The sequence below is a fragment of the Sporanaerobacter sp. genome (assembly GCF_047830725.1).
In the GTDB taxonomy this organism is placed as follows: domain Bacteria; phylum Bacillota; class Clostridia; order Tissierellales; family Sporanaerobacteraceae; genus Sporanaerobacter.
On the sequence record NZ_CP181252.1, the window covers coordinates 2156080 to 2170063 of the forward strand.

Here is a 13984-nt window from a genome sequence, read left to right on the forward strand (position 1 = left end):
TCGCTACAATTCTATGGTTCCCACAATTCTTGAGATGATTTCAAAATGACTATATCAACTCTTCTATTTTTGGCCTTATTTGCTTTTGTATTATTTGGAGCTATTGGTCTATAATAGCTATACCCAGAAGACGATATTCTATCTCCACTAATTTTTTCAACTTCAACTAAATATCTCAATACATTTGTTGCACGTATTGCTGACAACTCCCAATTCGTCGGGTATGTATTGGAATGTATGATTGGATCAGTATCCGTGTGTCCTTCAATTTTTATTTGTTTTTGTTTAAATTCTTCTCTATTTAATAATTCAGCTACATAATGCAATATTTGTTTAGATTCAGGTTTTAAATCTGCTTTTCCAGAGTCAAAGAAAATACTGTCCATAAACCTTATTACCAATCCTCTTTCTTCAACTTTAAGCGTTATTTCACCCTTTAACCCACTCTCTTCAGCATATTCTTCTATGACACTCTTGAGTTTTGCCAATTCATCAGCATCTACATTATCATCTCCTAGCAGATTTTCAGGAATATCCATAGCAGTTCCACTTTCTAATACTCCTGCTCCACCTTGAAAAGAACTCATAATAGACCTAAATTTTTGAGCATCAATTTCTGAAAAAGAAAAAAGGAGTACAAAAAAACATAGCAGAAGAGTAACCATATCGCTATAGGTTGTCAACCATTCTGCTGCACCACCTGATTTTTCTTCAACCTTTCTTTTTCTCATTGTGCTCCCTCTCTTTCAGTTTGGCCTCTATAGTCCTTTCTCATTTCTGGCGGAATAAAAGTCTTAAGCTTTTCTTCTATAATTCTTGGATTTTCCCCTGCTTGAATAGCCAACAATCCTTCCACCATCAATTCTTTAACTAATATCTCTCTTTTACTTCTTATTTTTAACTTGCTTGCTGTAGGTATAAATAACAAATTTGCTAACATCGAACCATAAAAAGTTGTAACTAATGCAACTGACATGTTTGGTCCAATGGCAGATGAATCATCTAAATCTTTTAACATGTTTATAAGTCCTATAAGTGTTCCCAACATTCCATATCCTGGTGCAAGAGCACCCATTGTTTCAAATATACTTTGTCCTTCTGAATGCCTTTCTTCTATGAAAACAAGTTCTGTCTCCAATATATTTCTTACTAATTCAGGATCTGTTCCGTCTACAATGAGCATTATCCCTTTTTTTAAAAATTCATCATCAATTTTTTCTCCAAACTCCTCTAAAGATAATAGTCCTTCTTTTCTCGCCACATTTGCTAAATTGATTATTTCACCTATGACTTCATTGGGAGAAATTTCTTTTTGAAAAAAAGCATTTTTTAAAACCTTATTTAAACCTAAAATACTTTTAAGTGGATAGCTTATAAGAGTAGAAGCAATTGTTCCTCCCAGTACAATTATAACAGATGGTATATCTATAAAAGAACCTATGTCTCCAGAACTCATGATGCCCCAAATTATAAAAGCAAATCCACTTATCAATCCAATGACAGTTGCTATATCCAATAGTTACACCTCTTTTCCCTGTTCTCTTCTAATATATTCTATTGATTTTCCTTTAAACTCAATTACTTTTTCAATTATTTCATCTACTGATTCTTGAACCACCACCTTTTTCCCTGTTGTAAGTGAAATAACAGTATCAGGAGTTTCTTCTACGAATTCAATTAAATCACTATTTACAACAAACTCCTTACCATTTAATCGTTTTACCTTAATCATACTATCCCACCTTTTTAAGTAGTTGGGTAGGAAATCCTACCCAACTATTTAACTATCTCTTCATGTTTACAAGCTCTTGAAGCATTTCATCTGAAGCAGTTATGATTCTTGAATTTGCTTGAAATCCTCTTTGAGTTGTTATCATTTCAGTAAACTCCATAGAAAGATCTACATTTGACATTTCAAGAGAACCAGATTTTGTTGCTCCAAAGCCACTCGTCCCTGGCTTTCCAAGTTGAGCTTCTCCAGAGTTTCTCGTATCAACAAAGAAATTGTTTCCAAGCTTTTGAAGCCCCATAGGATTGTCAAATTTAGCCAACATGACTTGTCCCAAAGCTTTTCTCTCTCCATTTGTAAATATACCTGAAACAATTCCAGATGGATCTATGGAAAACCCTTCAAGTTTACCTGATGAATTTCCATTCTCAGCATAAGGTTTAATATCCCTGTCATTTGCATATTGAGTAAGTTTGTTGTAGGATTCTTTGTCAGCTGGGTCAAATATTGTGATTTCATTATTCACTCCAAAATTCACTCCTAGTTTTTCCTTAACATCATCAGTAAATTTCAATGAGACTTTCCCAAATCTTCTCTTCTGCATCATTTATCCTTTATCAATTTCCCATTTTCATCAAATTCAATTGTTACCATTATCACTTTTTCAATTTTAACTCCATCATCATTCCCAACAGGTATTGTTATCTTTCCATCTTCACTTTTTATCTCACCTAATGACATAGTCCACTTGTTAGGTGCATCTTCGTCTTTTTTAAACTCAAATTTCACATTATATGAATTTCCTAGACTGTCTTTTATTACAGTATCAGTAGTAAATGTTTCATCATTTCTAGAATCAAGATTTCCTCTAAATTGTATCTTATTTGTTGCTGTAGGTGCTTTTGTTTCTGATCTGTTTATGACTATAGGACCTATTTCATCTGTAATGTTTTCATTCTCATCCACTTTATATCCAAGCACTTTGAAACCATCTGGAGTAACTAAATTTCCAGCTTTATCTAATGTAAAGTTTCCAGCTCTTGTATAATATTTATTTTCATAATTTGTATCATCAGTTACTACAAAAAATCCTTCCCCATCTATCATAAGATCTGTTGGATTGTCAGTGGTTTGAGTAGGCCCTTTGGTATGAATAGTATTTATGGAACCTATCCCTACTCCAAGTCCTATCTGTTGAGGATTTGTACCTCCCTTTCCACCTTGTTGTGCTCCTGCACCTCTTATTACTTGACTAAATACCTCCTGAAAAGTCATTTGACCTTTCTTATATCCAACAGTATTTACATTGGCTATATTGTTTCCTATAACATCCATTTTGGTTTGATGTACCCTCAAGCCCGAAACAGCTGAGTACATTGATCTCATCATAAACACATACCTCCTATTACTTAGGCAGTACTATGTCCTCTGTCAGTCAGACATAAATAACCTCCATAAAAGGTCCAGTTATAATATTACTGCCCCGTCTATATTTGTAAATACATTTTCTTTAAGCTTATCATTAGATATTGTAGTGATAACAGTCTTGTTTTTAATACTTGCAATAAACCCTTTATCCCCAATCAATATCAAAGCTTCATTTATACCTTTTTCTTCTGCCTTCTTAAAAGCTTCTTCTAATTTTACAGCTTCATCTCCGTCTAATTTTACATCTCTTTCATTCATCCTGTCTATTGCATGTTTTGAAAATTTTATTTCACCATTATTTGATTGTATTTTTTTTAATACATCTTCAAAGTTTTTGCTTTGATTTACTTTAATATTTTGTTTTTGTAAAGATGTATTTATAAGTCTAGTTTCAAGTTGTTTTATATTGATATCATTCATTAAATCAACTCCAAATTATTCTTCTACTCCATAGGATTCTAGAACTTTTCTTATATCTATCAATTGTTTTAAAATTTCAATACTTGCATCTATATAGTTTTTATTTATAGCATTTATAGATTCTTTTATTTCCTTTTGAGATACTTGAAGATTTTTGTTCATATTTTGAATTTGTTCAAGAGTACTGAATTGTGCCATTTGTGCTATAAATTCTTTGTCTTCCATTGGATTTAGTGGATCTTGATTTGCTAATTGGGTCGTCAATAGCTTTAAAAAAGCATCCTTATCTAGTCCCCCTGTCTTTTTAGTTTCAGTTCTAGAAACGTCTTTCTTTTCGTCAAATTTATAAACATGTTCCTTTTGAGCTATATTATTAATTTCCAAAACTCCACCTCCTAAGCCATTAAATCTAGTGAACCTTCCTTAATTATATTTTCATTGTCAAATATAATATTTTTTTCATAAGTATTTAAAGTATTTAAATCTAATTTTTTAATCTTGATTTTCTTATTTTTGTCATTAGAACTGTACTTTTCTCTTTTTTCATTTTCAAAATTTGAGTTAGTACCTACTTGCACTTCAAAAGTTTTTATATCTAAACCTTGTTTTTCTAATCCTTCTTTTAGTTGATAAATATTCGTCTCTAATAGTTCCTTAACTCTATAGTTATCAACTATTGCTTTTGCTACTACTACTCCTTTTTCAACTTCTACTTTGAGTAAAACTTCTCCCAAAATCTCTGGTTTGAGCTTTATTCTTATTTCAGATTTATTTTCATCTACTACAGCTTTTCCTTTATCTAGTACTTGTTTTATTATTTCATCTTTAGGAATTTCTATTTCTTTCTTTTGAATTTCTTCTATTTTGCCTTCAAAATTTGTCTTGATTTTTGAATTTGTAAACAATTGTTCTTCTCTAATTTCATTTAATTCTGCACTTTTTTCATCTAAATCTTCTTCAAATAAATTTTCTTCGCCTTTGGTTTCAGTTTCAGCTACAATATTTTCTTTAACATTTTCTTCTAAATTTTGACTTGAGAAAAATACATCTTTTGTTTCCATGGGATTGTCTTTCTTTATTGTTTCTATATTCATTTCGCCTAATATTTCTTTGTTGTTTTCTTTAGACAATGTATTTTCAAACGCTGCTTTATTTTCTTTTTGCAAAGCTAATATATTACTTTTAAGTTTTCAGCTTTTTTATATCTAGTACATCGTCAAATTTACTTTCTAGCTTTCCTTGAAATATTTTCTAACTCATCTAATTTAGTCATTATATCTTCTAGACTTTCAAATTCAATTTTATCCATTAGCTTAAAATCATCATTTAAAATAAACTTTACACCTTCAACTGTATCCTTAACTTGTTCAACACTTTCTTTTAATTCATTCTTATTATTTTCATCACAGTTAGTATACAATTCTAACAATTGCAATATCAAGTTCTGTATTTGAGAGTTCAAACTTTCCAATTCATCAGATAGTTGACTTATGTTTTCTACATCATCTTCTAGGTCATCTGTCCTTATTTTCTCATTTTTGCCTTTAGTTACAGTTTTGCTAGAAATAGCTTTTTTATCTTGCAGTTTTGAATTGCTTCATTTTTCAGTTTATGACTATCTTGAATGTCGTTTTGAATTTGTTTTAGACAGTTAGAAAAATCTTTACTATCGTTTTTTATGACATTGCTTTTAGTGGAAACAAAAAAATTATCTTCTATTTTTGAATCTAAAATTGATACATTTATGTTTTTCAACTTTTCACCTCCTTTACATAATATTTTTATGGTTTAGCTAACAACTGGGTTAGCTGAGTAGCCTTTTTAGTATTCATATTATTAATTATCTTAGAAACTGTAGGTTTTTTCATTTTACTTAATACATCAATTATAATAGTTGAATCAGATATTTCATATATAGGTGTAGAATTAATTTCTAGAGATGTAACAGTCTTTGTGTTATCCATCATATTTTCAACAATTTTAGCAATTGCATCAGGACTCATTTTTTCATATATACCTACCAATTCATCAATTTTTCTATTATATTCACTTACAAATTGTATAGCCTCACTTATATCTATAGTCTTAGAATCTTCAACTTTTTTTAGCTGTTCTTCTCTTCTTATGACAGTAAAAATTTCTTCAGTAAAATTGTCATCTTCCACATTAGAAAGAATTTCTGCTGCTTTTTTAACTGATAAATTCATATATATACTACCTAATTTATCCATGGAATATGTTTCTTCGTTCCCAATTTCTTCTATAGCTGTATCTAATGGTTTTGCCTCATATAAGCTAGCCAAATCTCTCAATTTTTTATCTTCAATTTCTTTTATGAGCATTCTATTCTGCAGCTTAGATTTTTTTTCAGCTTCTAGTTTAGGTAAAACAGCATTAACTATATTTTCATCTAGATAATATAGTATAGTAGAAGCTTTGTCTTCATCCATGAAATTTATTATATTGGGTAATTTTTCTAAATATCCACTCTCTTCAGCCACTCTTTTTTCTATTTCATTTATAGAAACTAATATATCATTTTTTTCTAGTCTTGATATCTCGTCTTTCAATTGATTTTGTTTTTCTTCTTGTATCTCATCATATATAGAAAAAAGTAAATCTTTCCTCAATTCAATACTTCTTACTAATTTCAAAATTTCAGAAGTTTTGCTTGGAGACATTTCATTCATTATCCTTATAATATCATCAAAAAGTTCTTCATCATTTTTTTTAACTATGTATATTTTATCTGCAGCTCTACTGGGATCTAGAGAAAGATAATAGTTAGCTAAATATGTTTTTTTGTCTTGTTTTTCACTTTCAGTTGGATAATTTCTAAAATATTTTCCCACAAATCCTGGCGCTTTAATTAATTTTGTATTCATCTTATCTCTAAACGATTTATTTGTATTATAAACTACACATCCAACTCCTAGAGGTACTAGTACAAATGCTATAATGAGTATTAAAATAATTTTAGAGCTTTTCTTTTTCTTTGGCTTTTCTGTGCTTTCCAAAATACCACCCCCTACTGTTGGACACTTCCCTTAAAAGTAACTATTGTGTCAATTATTTTTTCCTCTTCCTTTTTCATCGAATATAAATATTCTTCATATCTATTTTCTTTTAATCTTTCAAATGTTTTTTTCTCTTTTGTAGCTTCAAGTAGTTCATCTTTAGCTATTTCTAGCTTTTCCTTTGTTTTATCTACGATTTTTTCTTGTTCTAAAATACGTCTATCTATATCTAATAAATAATCATTATATAATTTCAAATTAGCTATATTGGTTTTATCTATAGATAGATTTCTTTCATTTTTAATATTATCCTTATATCTATTATAATTTTCTAGCACATTTTCTTCTTTTATCAATTTTTGTTTAGCCTTGCCATATTCACCTTTCTTATCTATTTCAATAATTTTTTTGTAATCCAATACTTTTTCTAATTTAAAATTGAACTTGTCCATATCCCAATCCTCCATTATCTATTATCCTGGACTTTTTCATTGATATCTACAAGCATATTTAATGTTTCTTCAAAATCATAACTTTTCCCTGTTTCTTGAACTAAAAACTCATTTATATTGTCAATCACATCAATAGCTATATCTAGTTTTTTGTTGCTTCCTCTCTTATATGCTCCTATATTTATTAAATCTTCCGATTCCTTATAGGTAGCTAAAATATCTTTAACGGTATTGGCCATATTCATATGTTCTTTCGATACTATGCTTGGCATAACTCTACTGATACTAGCTAATATATCTATAGCAGGATAATGATTTTGATTTGCAAGTTTTCTAGATAGCACTATATGTCCATCAAGTATCCCTCTCACAGTATCAGTAACAGGTTCATTTAAATCATCTCCATCAACTAGAACAGTATAAAGCCCTGTAATTGTACCTTTCGAAGATGTTCCAGTTCTCTCCAGTAGTTTAGGTAAAACAGCAAATACAGAAGGAGTGTAACCTCTTGTAACTGGTGGCTCCCCTATAGCTAGTCCAATCTCTCTTTGAGCCATTGCAAAACGTGTCAAAGAATCCATTAAGAGCATTACATTTAAACCTTGATCTCTAAAATATTCGGCTATAGCAGTAGTCACCATAGCACCCTTAACTCTAATAAGTGCAGGTTGATCTGATGTAACCACAACTACTACTGATTTTTTCAGTCCTTCTTCTTTTAAATCATTTTCTATAAATTCTCTTACCTCTCTGCCTCTTTCCCCAACAAGTCCTATAACATTTACATCAGCAGTAGAATTTCTTGAAATCATTCCCATAAGTGTGCTTTTTCCAACACCACTACCTGCAAAAATTCCTATTCTCTGACCTTTGCCACAAGTCAGCAATCCATCTATGGATTTTACTCCTAGTGATAGAGGTTCACTTATCTTTTTTCGTTCTAATGGATTAGGAGGAAATTTAGAAACTGGATAGCTTTTCAATGTCTTTATAGGCCCTTTTTCATCTATAGGATTACCCAAACCGTCCAATACCCTTCCAATCAATTCTTCTCCTACATTTACCTGCAATGATTTGCCACTTCCTACCACAGTACTTCCAGAAGCGATGCCTTCCATGTCTCCCAATGGCATAAGTAAGATCTTATCATCTTTAAAACCTACTACTTCTGACATTATAGGTGTTTCAATATTGTGCGGATATATATAGCATAGTTCACCTATGCTAGCCATTGGTCCATTTGATTCAATGGTTAGCCCTGTCACTTTAGTAATTTTCCCCGTATATTTAACAAGTCTTTTTTGACTTACTGCAGTTATATATTTTTTCATATCAATTATATTATTCATATAGATCACTCACTATTTAAAATGTCATTTAATAGTTGTTTTACTTCTTCTACTTGATCTTTAATGCTTACATCCACACTTCCGCTAGCTGTTTCTATGATACAGTCACCTTTGTTTAAACTGCTATCAAGTCTTATTTCTAAATCATTTACCAAACTAGCCTTAGCTAATATTTTGTCCTTAGACATCTCTACAATATCGTAATCTTCCTTTGAAACTCTAATCATTAAATTATCTGTTGAATTAAGACTTTCAATGCCTTTTAATATCAATGTAACTATATATTCGCTATCTTCTTCTACTTTGTCATAAATAATCTTCTCGCAAATATTAATGACAAGTTCTATAACATCCTCTTCTATTTCTCTATAAATATTTTCTTTTTTATTTATATAATTATTCTTTATTTCTAAAGCTTCTTCAATCAATTTGTTAGATACTTTCTCACCGCTCTCATAACCACTGCTGTAACCTTCCTTATATCCAATGTCATACCCTTCTGTATACCCTTTTTCTTTCCACTCATTAAATATTTCTTTGGATTTTTCATAAGCTTGATTTAAATATATATCGCTTTTTTCATTGGCCTCTTCAACTATTCTATCAGCCTCTTTTAGGGCTTTTGAAACTATCTCATCGTACTTTTTTTTTGCTTCTTCTAAAAATACATTTTCTTCTTCATTTTTTAGCTCATCTTCTACAAAAATATTTTCTTCTTCTACAACCCTAAAGGATTTTATGATTTTAGACAATTATCTCATCCCCTCCTCTAGGAGTAATAATTTCACCTTCTTCTTCTAATCTTCTGATTACATTGACTATGTTCTGTTGCGCTTCTTCTATATCTTTAAGTCTAACAGGTCCCATGAATTCTATATCTTCTTTAATCATCTCAACTAATCGCTTAGACATATTTGCAAAGATAGCCTCCTTAACCTCTTCACTTGCACTCTTAAGTGCAACAGCCCATTGACTATTATCAACTTCTCGTATAATTCTCTGAATACTTCTATTGTCAAGACCAACAATATCCTCAAATACGAACATTCGCTTTCTAATTTCATCACTAAGTTCTGCATCTTTAATATCTAGTTCTTCCATAATATATTTTTCTGTTCCTCTATCTACAGAATTTAATATATCTACTACAGTTTGAACCCCACCTGCAACAGTGAAATCTTGAGATACAATATTTGAAAATTTAGTTTCAAGAACTCTCTCTATTTCTTTGACTACTTCAGGGGATGTACTATCCATTATGGCTATTCTACGCAATACTTCCGCTTGCTTTTCTTGTGGCAAACTTGACAATATTTGAGCTGCCTGAGACGGAGACAAATAAGATAATATCAATGCAATAGTTTGAGGATGTTCATTTTGTATATAATTCAATAATTGATTAGGATCTGCTTTCCTGACAAATTCAAAAGGTCTCACTTGTAATGATGATGTCAACCTATTTATAATATCTACAGCCTTATCCTCTCCCAAAGCCCTTTCTAGAACTTCTTTTGCATAGTTTATTCCACCTTCTGATATATACTCTTGAGCTAAACAAAGTTGATAAAAATCTTCTATTACTTCTTGCTTTTCTTCAGGTGAAACCATTCTCATATTTGCAATTTCCAATGTCAATTCCTCTATTTCCTCTTCATTTAAATGCTTAAAGATTTCAGCTGACATTTGAGGTCCTAGAGCAATAAGAAGAATAGCTGCTTTTTCTTTACCTGTCAATTGTTTCTTCGGCATACTAGTCACTCCCTACTCATTTAGCCATGATCTTAATAATTGAGCAACAGCTTCTGGTTTCTTTGCAATAAATTTCTCTATTTGAGTTTTCATCTCTGATTTTTCCGCTTCAAAATCAAGCTCCTGTATTGCAGTTTGCTCATCAATTTTTTCTTCTAATATCTTTTCAATATCTTCATAATTTTCCTCTTCCTCTATGGCTTTTCTTCTCCTATATACAATAAAACCAGTTATAGCTGAAGCCAATATGGCTCCCAATATTATCCACATAGCTAAATTAGATTTTTCCTTCGTTTCTTCTTCCTTTGTCATAATTCCACTATTAAAACTTTCAGCACTTACTTGCACTTCTTTTGTATCCAATCCTGTAGCAGCAGTAATTAAATCAGATATTTCTTTTTTCATCTCATCCGTCATTTCCCCGCTTGGCAAAGAATCTTTATTTACTAATACTGCCACAGTTATTGAATCTACTTGTCCAGGTGCCTTGCGTATTTCTTTATTTATTTCATTTAATTCGTTGTTAATCGCACGACTTGCTTTGTCATACCTAGAATTTCCGTTATTCTCCATTTGATAATCTGGCGTGTTTCCATCTACACCAGGTACTCCACCTTCTGCTCCACCTATCATATGTTCCTCTACTTCTTCCATACTTCTTATGAGCCCTTCTTCATTGCCTTCTATGGGCGGTGAAAATTCTACTATCTTTGTCATCTCACTATCAAAATCAATTTTAACGCTTGTTCTTACATCTACATTTCCATAACCAAAAACATTTTCTAGAAACCTCTTTAAACTTTCATTTGTCCTCAATTCAATATTTTGTTTCATATTGAATTGTTCAGTCATAAGATAACTATCTTCATCTCCATTGTCAGTTAACAATTTTCCTGAATCATCAATAATAAAAACCTTATCTGGCTCCATATTTGTTGAACCTGCCACAAGATTTTTAATAGCAGAAACAGTTTCTTTGGATAACGGTCTATTTTCACTTTTTTTTATAAAAACTGAAGCTGTAGTTTCATTTATATCATTTTCTAAAACAAAACCTTTATCCTCTTTTTCATCTATGTAAACAGTTGCACTTTCAATTCCATCAATTTCTGAAATTGTAGAAGCTAATTCATTTTGTAAAGCATATTTAATTCTCTCTTTTTTTTCATAATCCGTCATAGTCCAGCTACTATCATTAAAAGCATCAGCAAAACCATATCCATCTTTAGGCAAACCTTCAGAAGCAAGCTCAATCTTTACTTTATTTTTAACATCTGCAGGTACTAAAATACTATTGTTTTTCTCATCCGTCTTCCACTTAACATTCATTTCATCCAATTTTTTTGTGACTTGTCCCATATCTTTTAACGATAAACTATCATAAAGTACTTCATATTTAGGTCGTGCCAATATACTTATAAAAATTATAACTCCAACAATAACCAACACACTGCTAACACCTAATTTTACTTTCTTTTTCTTATCCATTCCCGTCCAAAATTCATTTAATTGCTTCTTCATTTGTTCGATAGTTTCTCCCACCAAATCACCCCATTTCTTGCTACATTATTTATATCTGCATTCTCATTATTTCCCTATAAGCATCTACTACTTTATTTCTAATACTCATAGTCAATTGTAAAGCTATATTTGCCTTTTCTGCAGCTATCATTACATCATGTAAATTATCCACTTCTCCAATAGCCAATAAATTTTTATAATTTTGAGATTCTACTTGCAATCTATTTACTTCATCTATTGAATTTTTTAAATAATCTCCAAAAGAAGTTTCATTTTTTCTTTCACTCTTTATATCTTTATTTAAAGTAAAAATAGTATCTTGATTGTACTGTATTGGATTTATGCTCACAATCTACCCCTCCTATTTCCTACCAATTTCAAGAGACTTCATAAGCAATGCCTTTGTAGCATTTATAGCAGTGATATTGGCCTCATAAGCTCTCTGTGCATCTATCATATCTACCATTTCTTTTACAGGTTCCACATTACTCATCTTTACATACCCATTTTCATCTGCATCTGGGTGACCTGGTTCATAAACTAGTTTAAAAGGAGTGCTATCTTCAACTATTTTGCTAATTATGACACCTTCGTTATTTACTTTGTTAAGTTTACTTGACAAATAATTTGAAAATGGATCTGCCTTTTTTTCTTGAAACACTACCATTTGTCTTCTATATGGCATACCACCAGTGCCTCTTGTACTATTTACATTTGCTAAATTTTTAGATATTATATCTATTCTTGTCTTTTCTGCGGTCAAAGCCGAAGCACTTGTATAAAAAGAATCAAACATTCCCATAATTACTTGCTCCCTTCTATAATAGCATTTTTAACTTTTTCATACTCATCAGTAATTTGTCTAACTAATGCATCATACATTATGACGTTTTTAGATAATTCTGCCGACTCCGTGTCAATATTTACATTATTGCCATCAAATCTATAAGATGTGCTTTTATCTTCAATAATTTTGGGGATAAATTCTGATTTCATTCCAAGACCCTTTATGTGCTTTTCATTAGTAGTCACTAATTTTTGATTATTTTCAGAAAGTTCTTGTTTTAAATAGTCTTCAAACAATACTTCTTTTCTCTTGTAATTGGGAGTATCTACATTAGAAATATTTTTTGATATGATTTTATTTCTAATCCAAGTTCCGCTCAATGCTTTTTCTAAAATATTTGTATTTGAAAATAAATTATCTATCATATAATTCACCTCTGTTTTTTCTATTTTTTAGAACCAATCTATTAATAAATATGATATATCAAATTATAACATTTTTCTACTATATTTTAGAACAAATAAACTATATTTACATTATATTATATATTGCAAACAATTTTCTTTTTGTATCAACTTATTTCTACATAATACAAAATATATTCTACATTATAATTGAAAATCCTCTTATCTACTACATCTTTGTACAACATTTTCTATTTTAGTACATAAGTCCTAGTTCTTCTAACTAATGAATTTTAATCTTTAAAGCAAACATATAAAAAATAGTAGGTAAAATTACCTACTATTCTCTAGCCTTTTTAAGTTCTTCAATCAATTTGTCATTTAATATTTTTATGTGAGTGCCTTTCATACCTAATGACCTAGATTCTATAACTCCAGCACTCTCAAATTTTCTCAATGCATTAACTATTACTGATCTGGTAATGCCAACTCTATCTGCTATTTTACTTGCTACCAATAACCCTTCGTCACCATCTAATTCATTAAATATATGTTCCATGGCCTCCAACTCAGAATAAGATAATGTCCCTATAGCCATTTGTACCACTGCTCTTTTTCTAGCTTCTTCTTCAATCTCATCATTTTTCGATCTGAGTATTTCCATTCCTACTATAGTAGCGCTATATTCTCCTAGTACTAAATCATCCTCTGTGAAATTTCTTCCAAACCTAGATATTACTAATGTACCTAATCTAACTCCACCACTATTTATTGGTATTATAGTAGTTATCTTGTCAGGATAATCACATTTTGAAACTTGATCAAATACACATTCAGATATTTCCTCAATATTTTCTCTAGTTTCAGTGACTTTCAATAATTGATCATTGTATTCTTTTGGAAATCTCTTTTCTTTGACTATTTCACTTTGAATTATATCGCAATCAAATCCAGTTGACAATTCATACCCAAGGACTCTTCCCTTTCTACTTGCTATATAAACATTTGCATCTAATATCTCACTGAGTATTTTACTTAATTCAGGAAAAGATACAGGCTTTGAACCAGAACTTTGCAACGTTTTATTTAGTCTCCTAGTTTTTTGTAATAAACTTTCGCTCATAATAA

At 30.5% G+C, this 13984-nt stretch carries 20 protein-coding genes; all 20 read right to left on the reverse strand.

The features are described 5' to 3' along the window. Positions 1–11: 11 nt before the first annotated feature. On the reverse strand, positions 12–731 hold the full coding sequence (locus ACFWUA_RS10825; protein WP_416198033.1) for an OmpA family protein: 720 nt from the start codon (positions 729–731) through the stop codon (positions 12–14). Further along, entirely contained in the window at positions 728–1516 is a 789-nt protein-coding gene (locus ACFWUA_RS10830) for a motility protein A (RefSeq protein ID WP_416198034.1), read from the reverse strand. Before ACFWUA_RS10830 ends, ACFWUA_RS10825 begins: the two co-directional genes overlap by 4 nt. 3 nt (positions 1517–1519) lie before the next feature. Continuing rightward, positions 1520–1732, reverse strand: a complete 213-nt coding sequence (locus tag ACFWUA_RS10835; RefSeq protein ID WP_352404561.1) for a flagellar FlbD family protein — start codon at positions 1730–1732, stop codon at positions 1520–1522. Between the two features lie 52 nt (positions 1733–1784). Next, entirely contained in the window at positions 1785–2333 is a 549-nt protein-coding gene (locus tag ACFWUA_RS10840) for a flagellar hook-basal body complex protein (protein ID WP_416198035.1), read from the reverse strand. Beyond that, a complete protein-coding gene (locus ACFWUA_RS10845) occupies positions 2333–3118 on the reverse strand; it encodes a flagellar hook-basal body complex protein (RefSeq protein ID WP_416198036.1) in 786 nt (261 codons plus the stop codon). The genes ACFWUA_RS10840 and ACFWUA_RS10845 overlap by 1 nt, the downstream gene beginning before the upstream one ends. Before the next feature lie 78 nt (positions 3119–3196). Further along, a complete protein-coding gene (locus tag ACFWUA_RS10850) occupies positions 3197–3577 on the reverse strand; it encodes a TIGR02530 family flagellar biosynthesis protein (protein ID WP_416198037.1) in 381 nt (126 codons plus the stop codon). Positions 3578–3592: 15 nt separating this feature from the next. Continuing rightward, positions 3593–3961, reverse strand: a complete 369-nt coding sequence (locus ACFWUA_RS10855; protein ID WP_416198038.1) for a flagellar hook assembly protein FlgD — start codon at positions 3959–3961, stop codon at positions 3593–3595. Between the two features lie 11 nt (positions 3962–3972). Beyond that, positions 3973–4743, reverse strand: coding sequence for a flagellar hook-length control protein FliK (locus ACFWUA_RS10860; RefSeq protein ID WP_416198039.1), 771 nt, complete (start codon positions 4741–4743; stop codon positions 3973–3975). A 56-nt stretch (positions 4744–4799) separates the two neighbouring features. Beyond that, complete coding sequence (locus ACFWUA_RS10865; RefSeq protein WP_416198040.1) at positions 4800–5039, reverse strand: hypothetical protein; 240 nt, start codon at positions 5037–5039, stop codon at positions 4800–4802. Positions 5040–5125: 86 nt separating this feature from the next. Beyond that, a complete protein-coding gene (locus tag ACFWUA_RS10870; RefSeq protein ID WP_416198041.1) occupies positions 5126–5332 on the reverse strand; it encodes a hypothetical protein in 207 nt (68 codons plus the stop codon). Between the two features lie 26 nt (positions 5333–5358). Then, positions 5359–6594 carry a hypothetical protein gene (locus ACFWUA_RS10875; protein ID WP_416198042.1) on the reverse strand — a complete coding sequence of 412 codons (1236 nt, stop codon included), beginning with the start codon at positions 6592–6594 and terminating at the stop codon, positions 5359–5361. Between the two features lie 11 nt (positions 6595–6605). Then, complete coding sequence (gene fliJ / locus ACFWUA_RS10880; protein ID WP_416198043.1) at positions 6606–7046, reverse strand: flagellar export protein FliJ; 441 nt, start codon at positions 7044–7046, stop codon at positions 6606–6608. Between the two features lie 14 nt (positions 7047–7060). Continuing rightward, positions 7061–8395, reverse strand: a complete 1335-nt coding sequence (fliI, locus tag ACFWUA_RS10885) for a flagellar protein export ATPase FliI (RefSeq protein WP_416198044.1) — start codon at positions 8393–8395, stop codon at positions 7061–7063. A gap of 5 nt (positions 8396–8400) precedes the next feature. Beyond that, positions 8401–9147 (reverse strand): FliH/SctL family protein, encoded by a 747-nt coding sequence (locus ACFWUA_RS10890; protein ID WP_416198045.1) that lies wholly within the window; start codon positions 9145–9147, stop codon positions 8401–8403. Then, positions 9140–10144 carry a flagellar motor switch protein FliG gene (gene fliG / locus ACFWUA_RS10895; protein ID WP_416198046.1) on the reverse strand — a complete coding sequence of 335 codons (1005 nt, stop codon included), beginning with the start codon at positions 10142–10144 and terminating at the stop codon, positions 9140–9142. Before fliG ends, ACFWUA_RS10890 begins: the two co-directional genes overlap by 8 nt. Before the next feature lie 12 nt (positions 10145–10156). Further along, positions 10157–11686, reverse strand: coding sequence for a flagellar basal-body MS-ring/collar protein FliF (fliF, locus tag ACFWUA_RS10900; RefSeq protein WP_416198047.1), 1530 nt, complete (start codon positions 11684–11686; stop codon positions 10157–10159). Positions 11687–11714: 28 nt separating this feature from the next. After that, complete coding sequence (gene fliE, locus ACFWUA_RS10905; protein WP_416198048.1) at positions 11715–12014, reverse strand: flagellar hook-basal body complex protein FliE; 300 nt, start codon at positions 12012–12014, stop codon at positions 11715–11717. Between the two features lie 12 nt (positions 12015–12026). Continuing rightward, the gene (gene flgC / locus ACFWUA_RS10910) at positions 12027–12467 is read right to left on the reverse strand and encodes a flagellar basal body rod protein FlgC (protein ID WP_416198049.1); all 441 of its coding nucleotides are present in this window, start codon (positions 12465–12467) and stop codon (positions 12027–12029) included. A 2-nt stretch (positions 12468–12469) separates the two neighbouring features. Beyond that, positions 12470–12877 (reverse strand): flagellar basal body rod protein FlgB, encoded by a 408-nt coding sequence (gene flgB / locus ACFWUA_RS10915; RefSeq protein WP_416198050.1) that lies wholly within the window; start codon positions 12875–12877, stop codon positions 12470–12472. Between the two features lie 319 nt (positions 12878–13196). Then, positions 13197–13979: a GTP-sensing pleiotropic transcriptional regulator CodY gene (gene codY, locus ACFWUA_RS10920; protein WP_416198051.1), complete on the reverse strand. Its 783-nt coding sequence runs from the start codon at positions 13977–13979 to the stop codon at positions 13197–13199. Between the last annotated feature and the right edge of the window lie 5 nt (positions 13980–13984).

What these genes read in the sequence shown, in the direction of transcription:
- codY (WP_416198051.1), bottom strand. Translation starts at nt 13,979, where the DNA reads ATGAGCGAAAGTTTATTACAAAAAACTAGGAGACTAAATAAAACGTTG.
- fliG (WP_416198046.1), bottom strand. Translation starts at nt 10,144, where the DNA reads ATGCCGAAGAAACAATTGACAGGTAAAGAAAAAGCAGCTATTCTTCTT.
- ACFWUA_RS10825 (WP_416198033.1), bottom strand. Translation starts at nt 731, where the DNA reads ATGAGAAAAAGAAAGGTTGAAGAAAAATCAGGTGGTGCAGCAGAATGG.
- ACFWUA_RS10840 (WP_416198035.1), bottom strand. Translation starts at nt 2,333, where the DNA reads ATGCAGAAGAGAAGATTTGGGAAAGTCTCATTGAAATTTACTGATGAT.
- flgC (WP_416198049.1), bottom strand. Translation starts at nt 12,467, where the DNA reads ATGGGAATGTTTGATTCTTTTTATACAAGTGCTTCGGCTTTGACCGCA.
- fliI (WP_416198044.1), bottom strand. Translation starts at nt 8,395, where the DNA reads ATGAATAATATAATTGATATGAAAAAATATATAACTGCAGTAAGTCAA.
- ACFWUA_RS10835 (WP_352404561.1), bottom strand. Translation starts at nt 1,732, where the DNA reads ATGATTAAGGTAAAACGATTAAATGGTAAGGAGTTTGTTGTAAATAGT.
- fliJ (WP_416198043.1), bottom strand. Translation starts at nt 7,046, where the DNA reads ATGGACAAGTTCAATTTTAAATTAGAAAAAGTATTGGATTACAAAAAA.
- flgB (WP_416198050.1), bottom strand. Translation starts at nt 12,877, where the DNA reads ATGATAGATAATTTATTTTCAAATACAAATATTTTAGAAAAAGCATTG.
- ACFWUA_RS10845 (WP_416198036.1), bottom strand. Translation starts at nt 3,118, where the DNA reads ATGATGAGATCAATGTACTCAGCTGTTTCGGGCTTGAGGGTACATCAA.
- ACFWUA_RS10850 (WP_416198037.1), bottom strand. Translation starts at nt 3,577, where the DNA reads ATGAATGATATCAATATAAAACAACTTGAAACTAGACTTATAAATACA.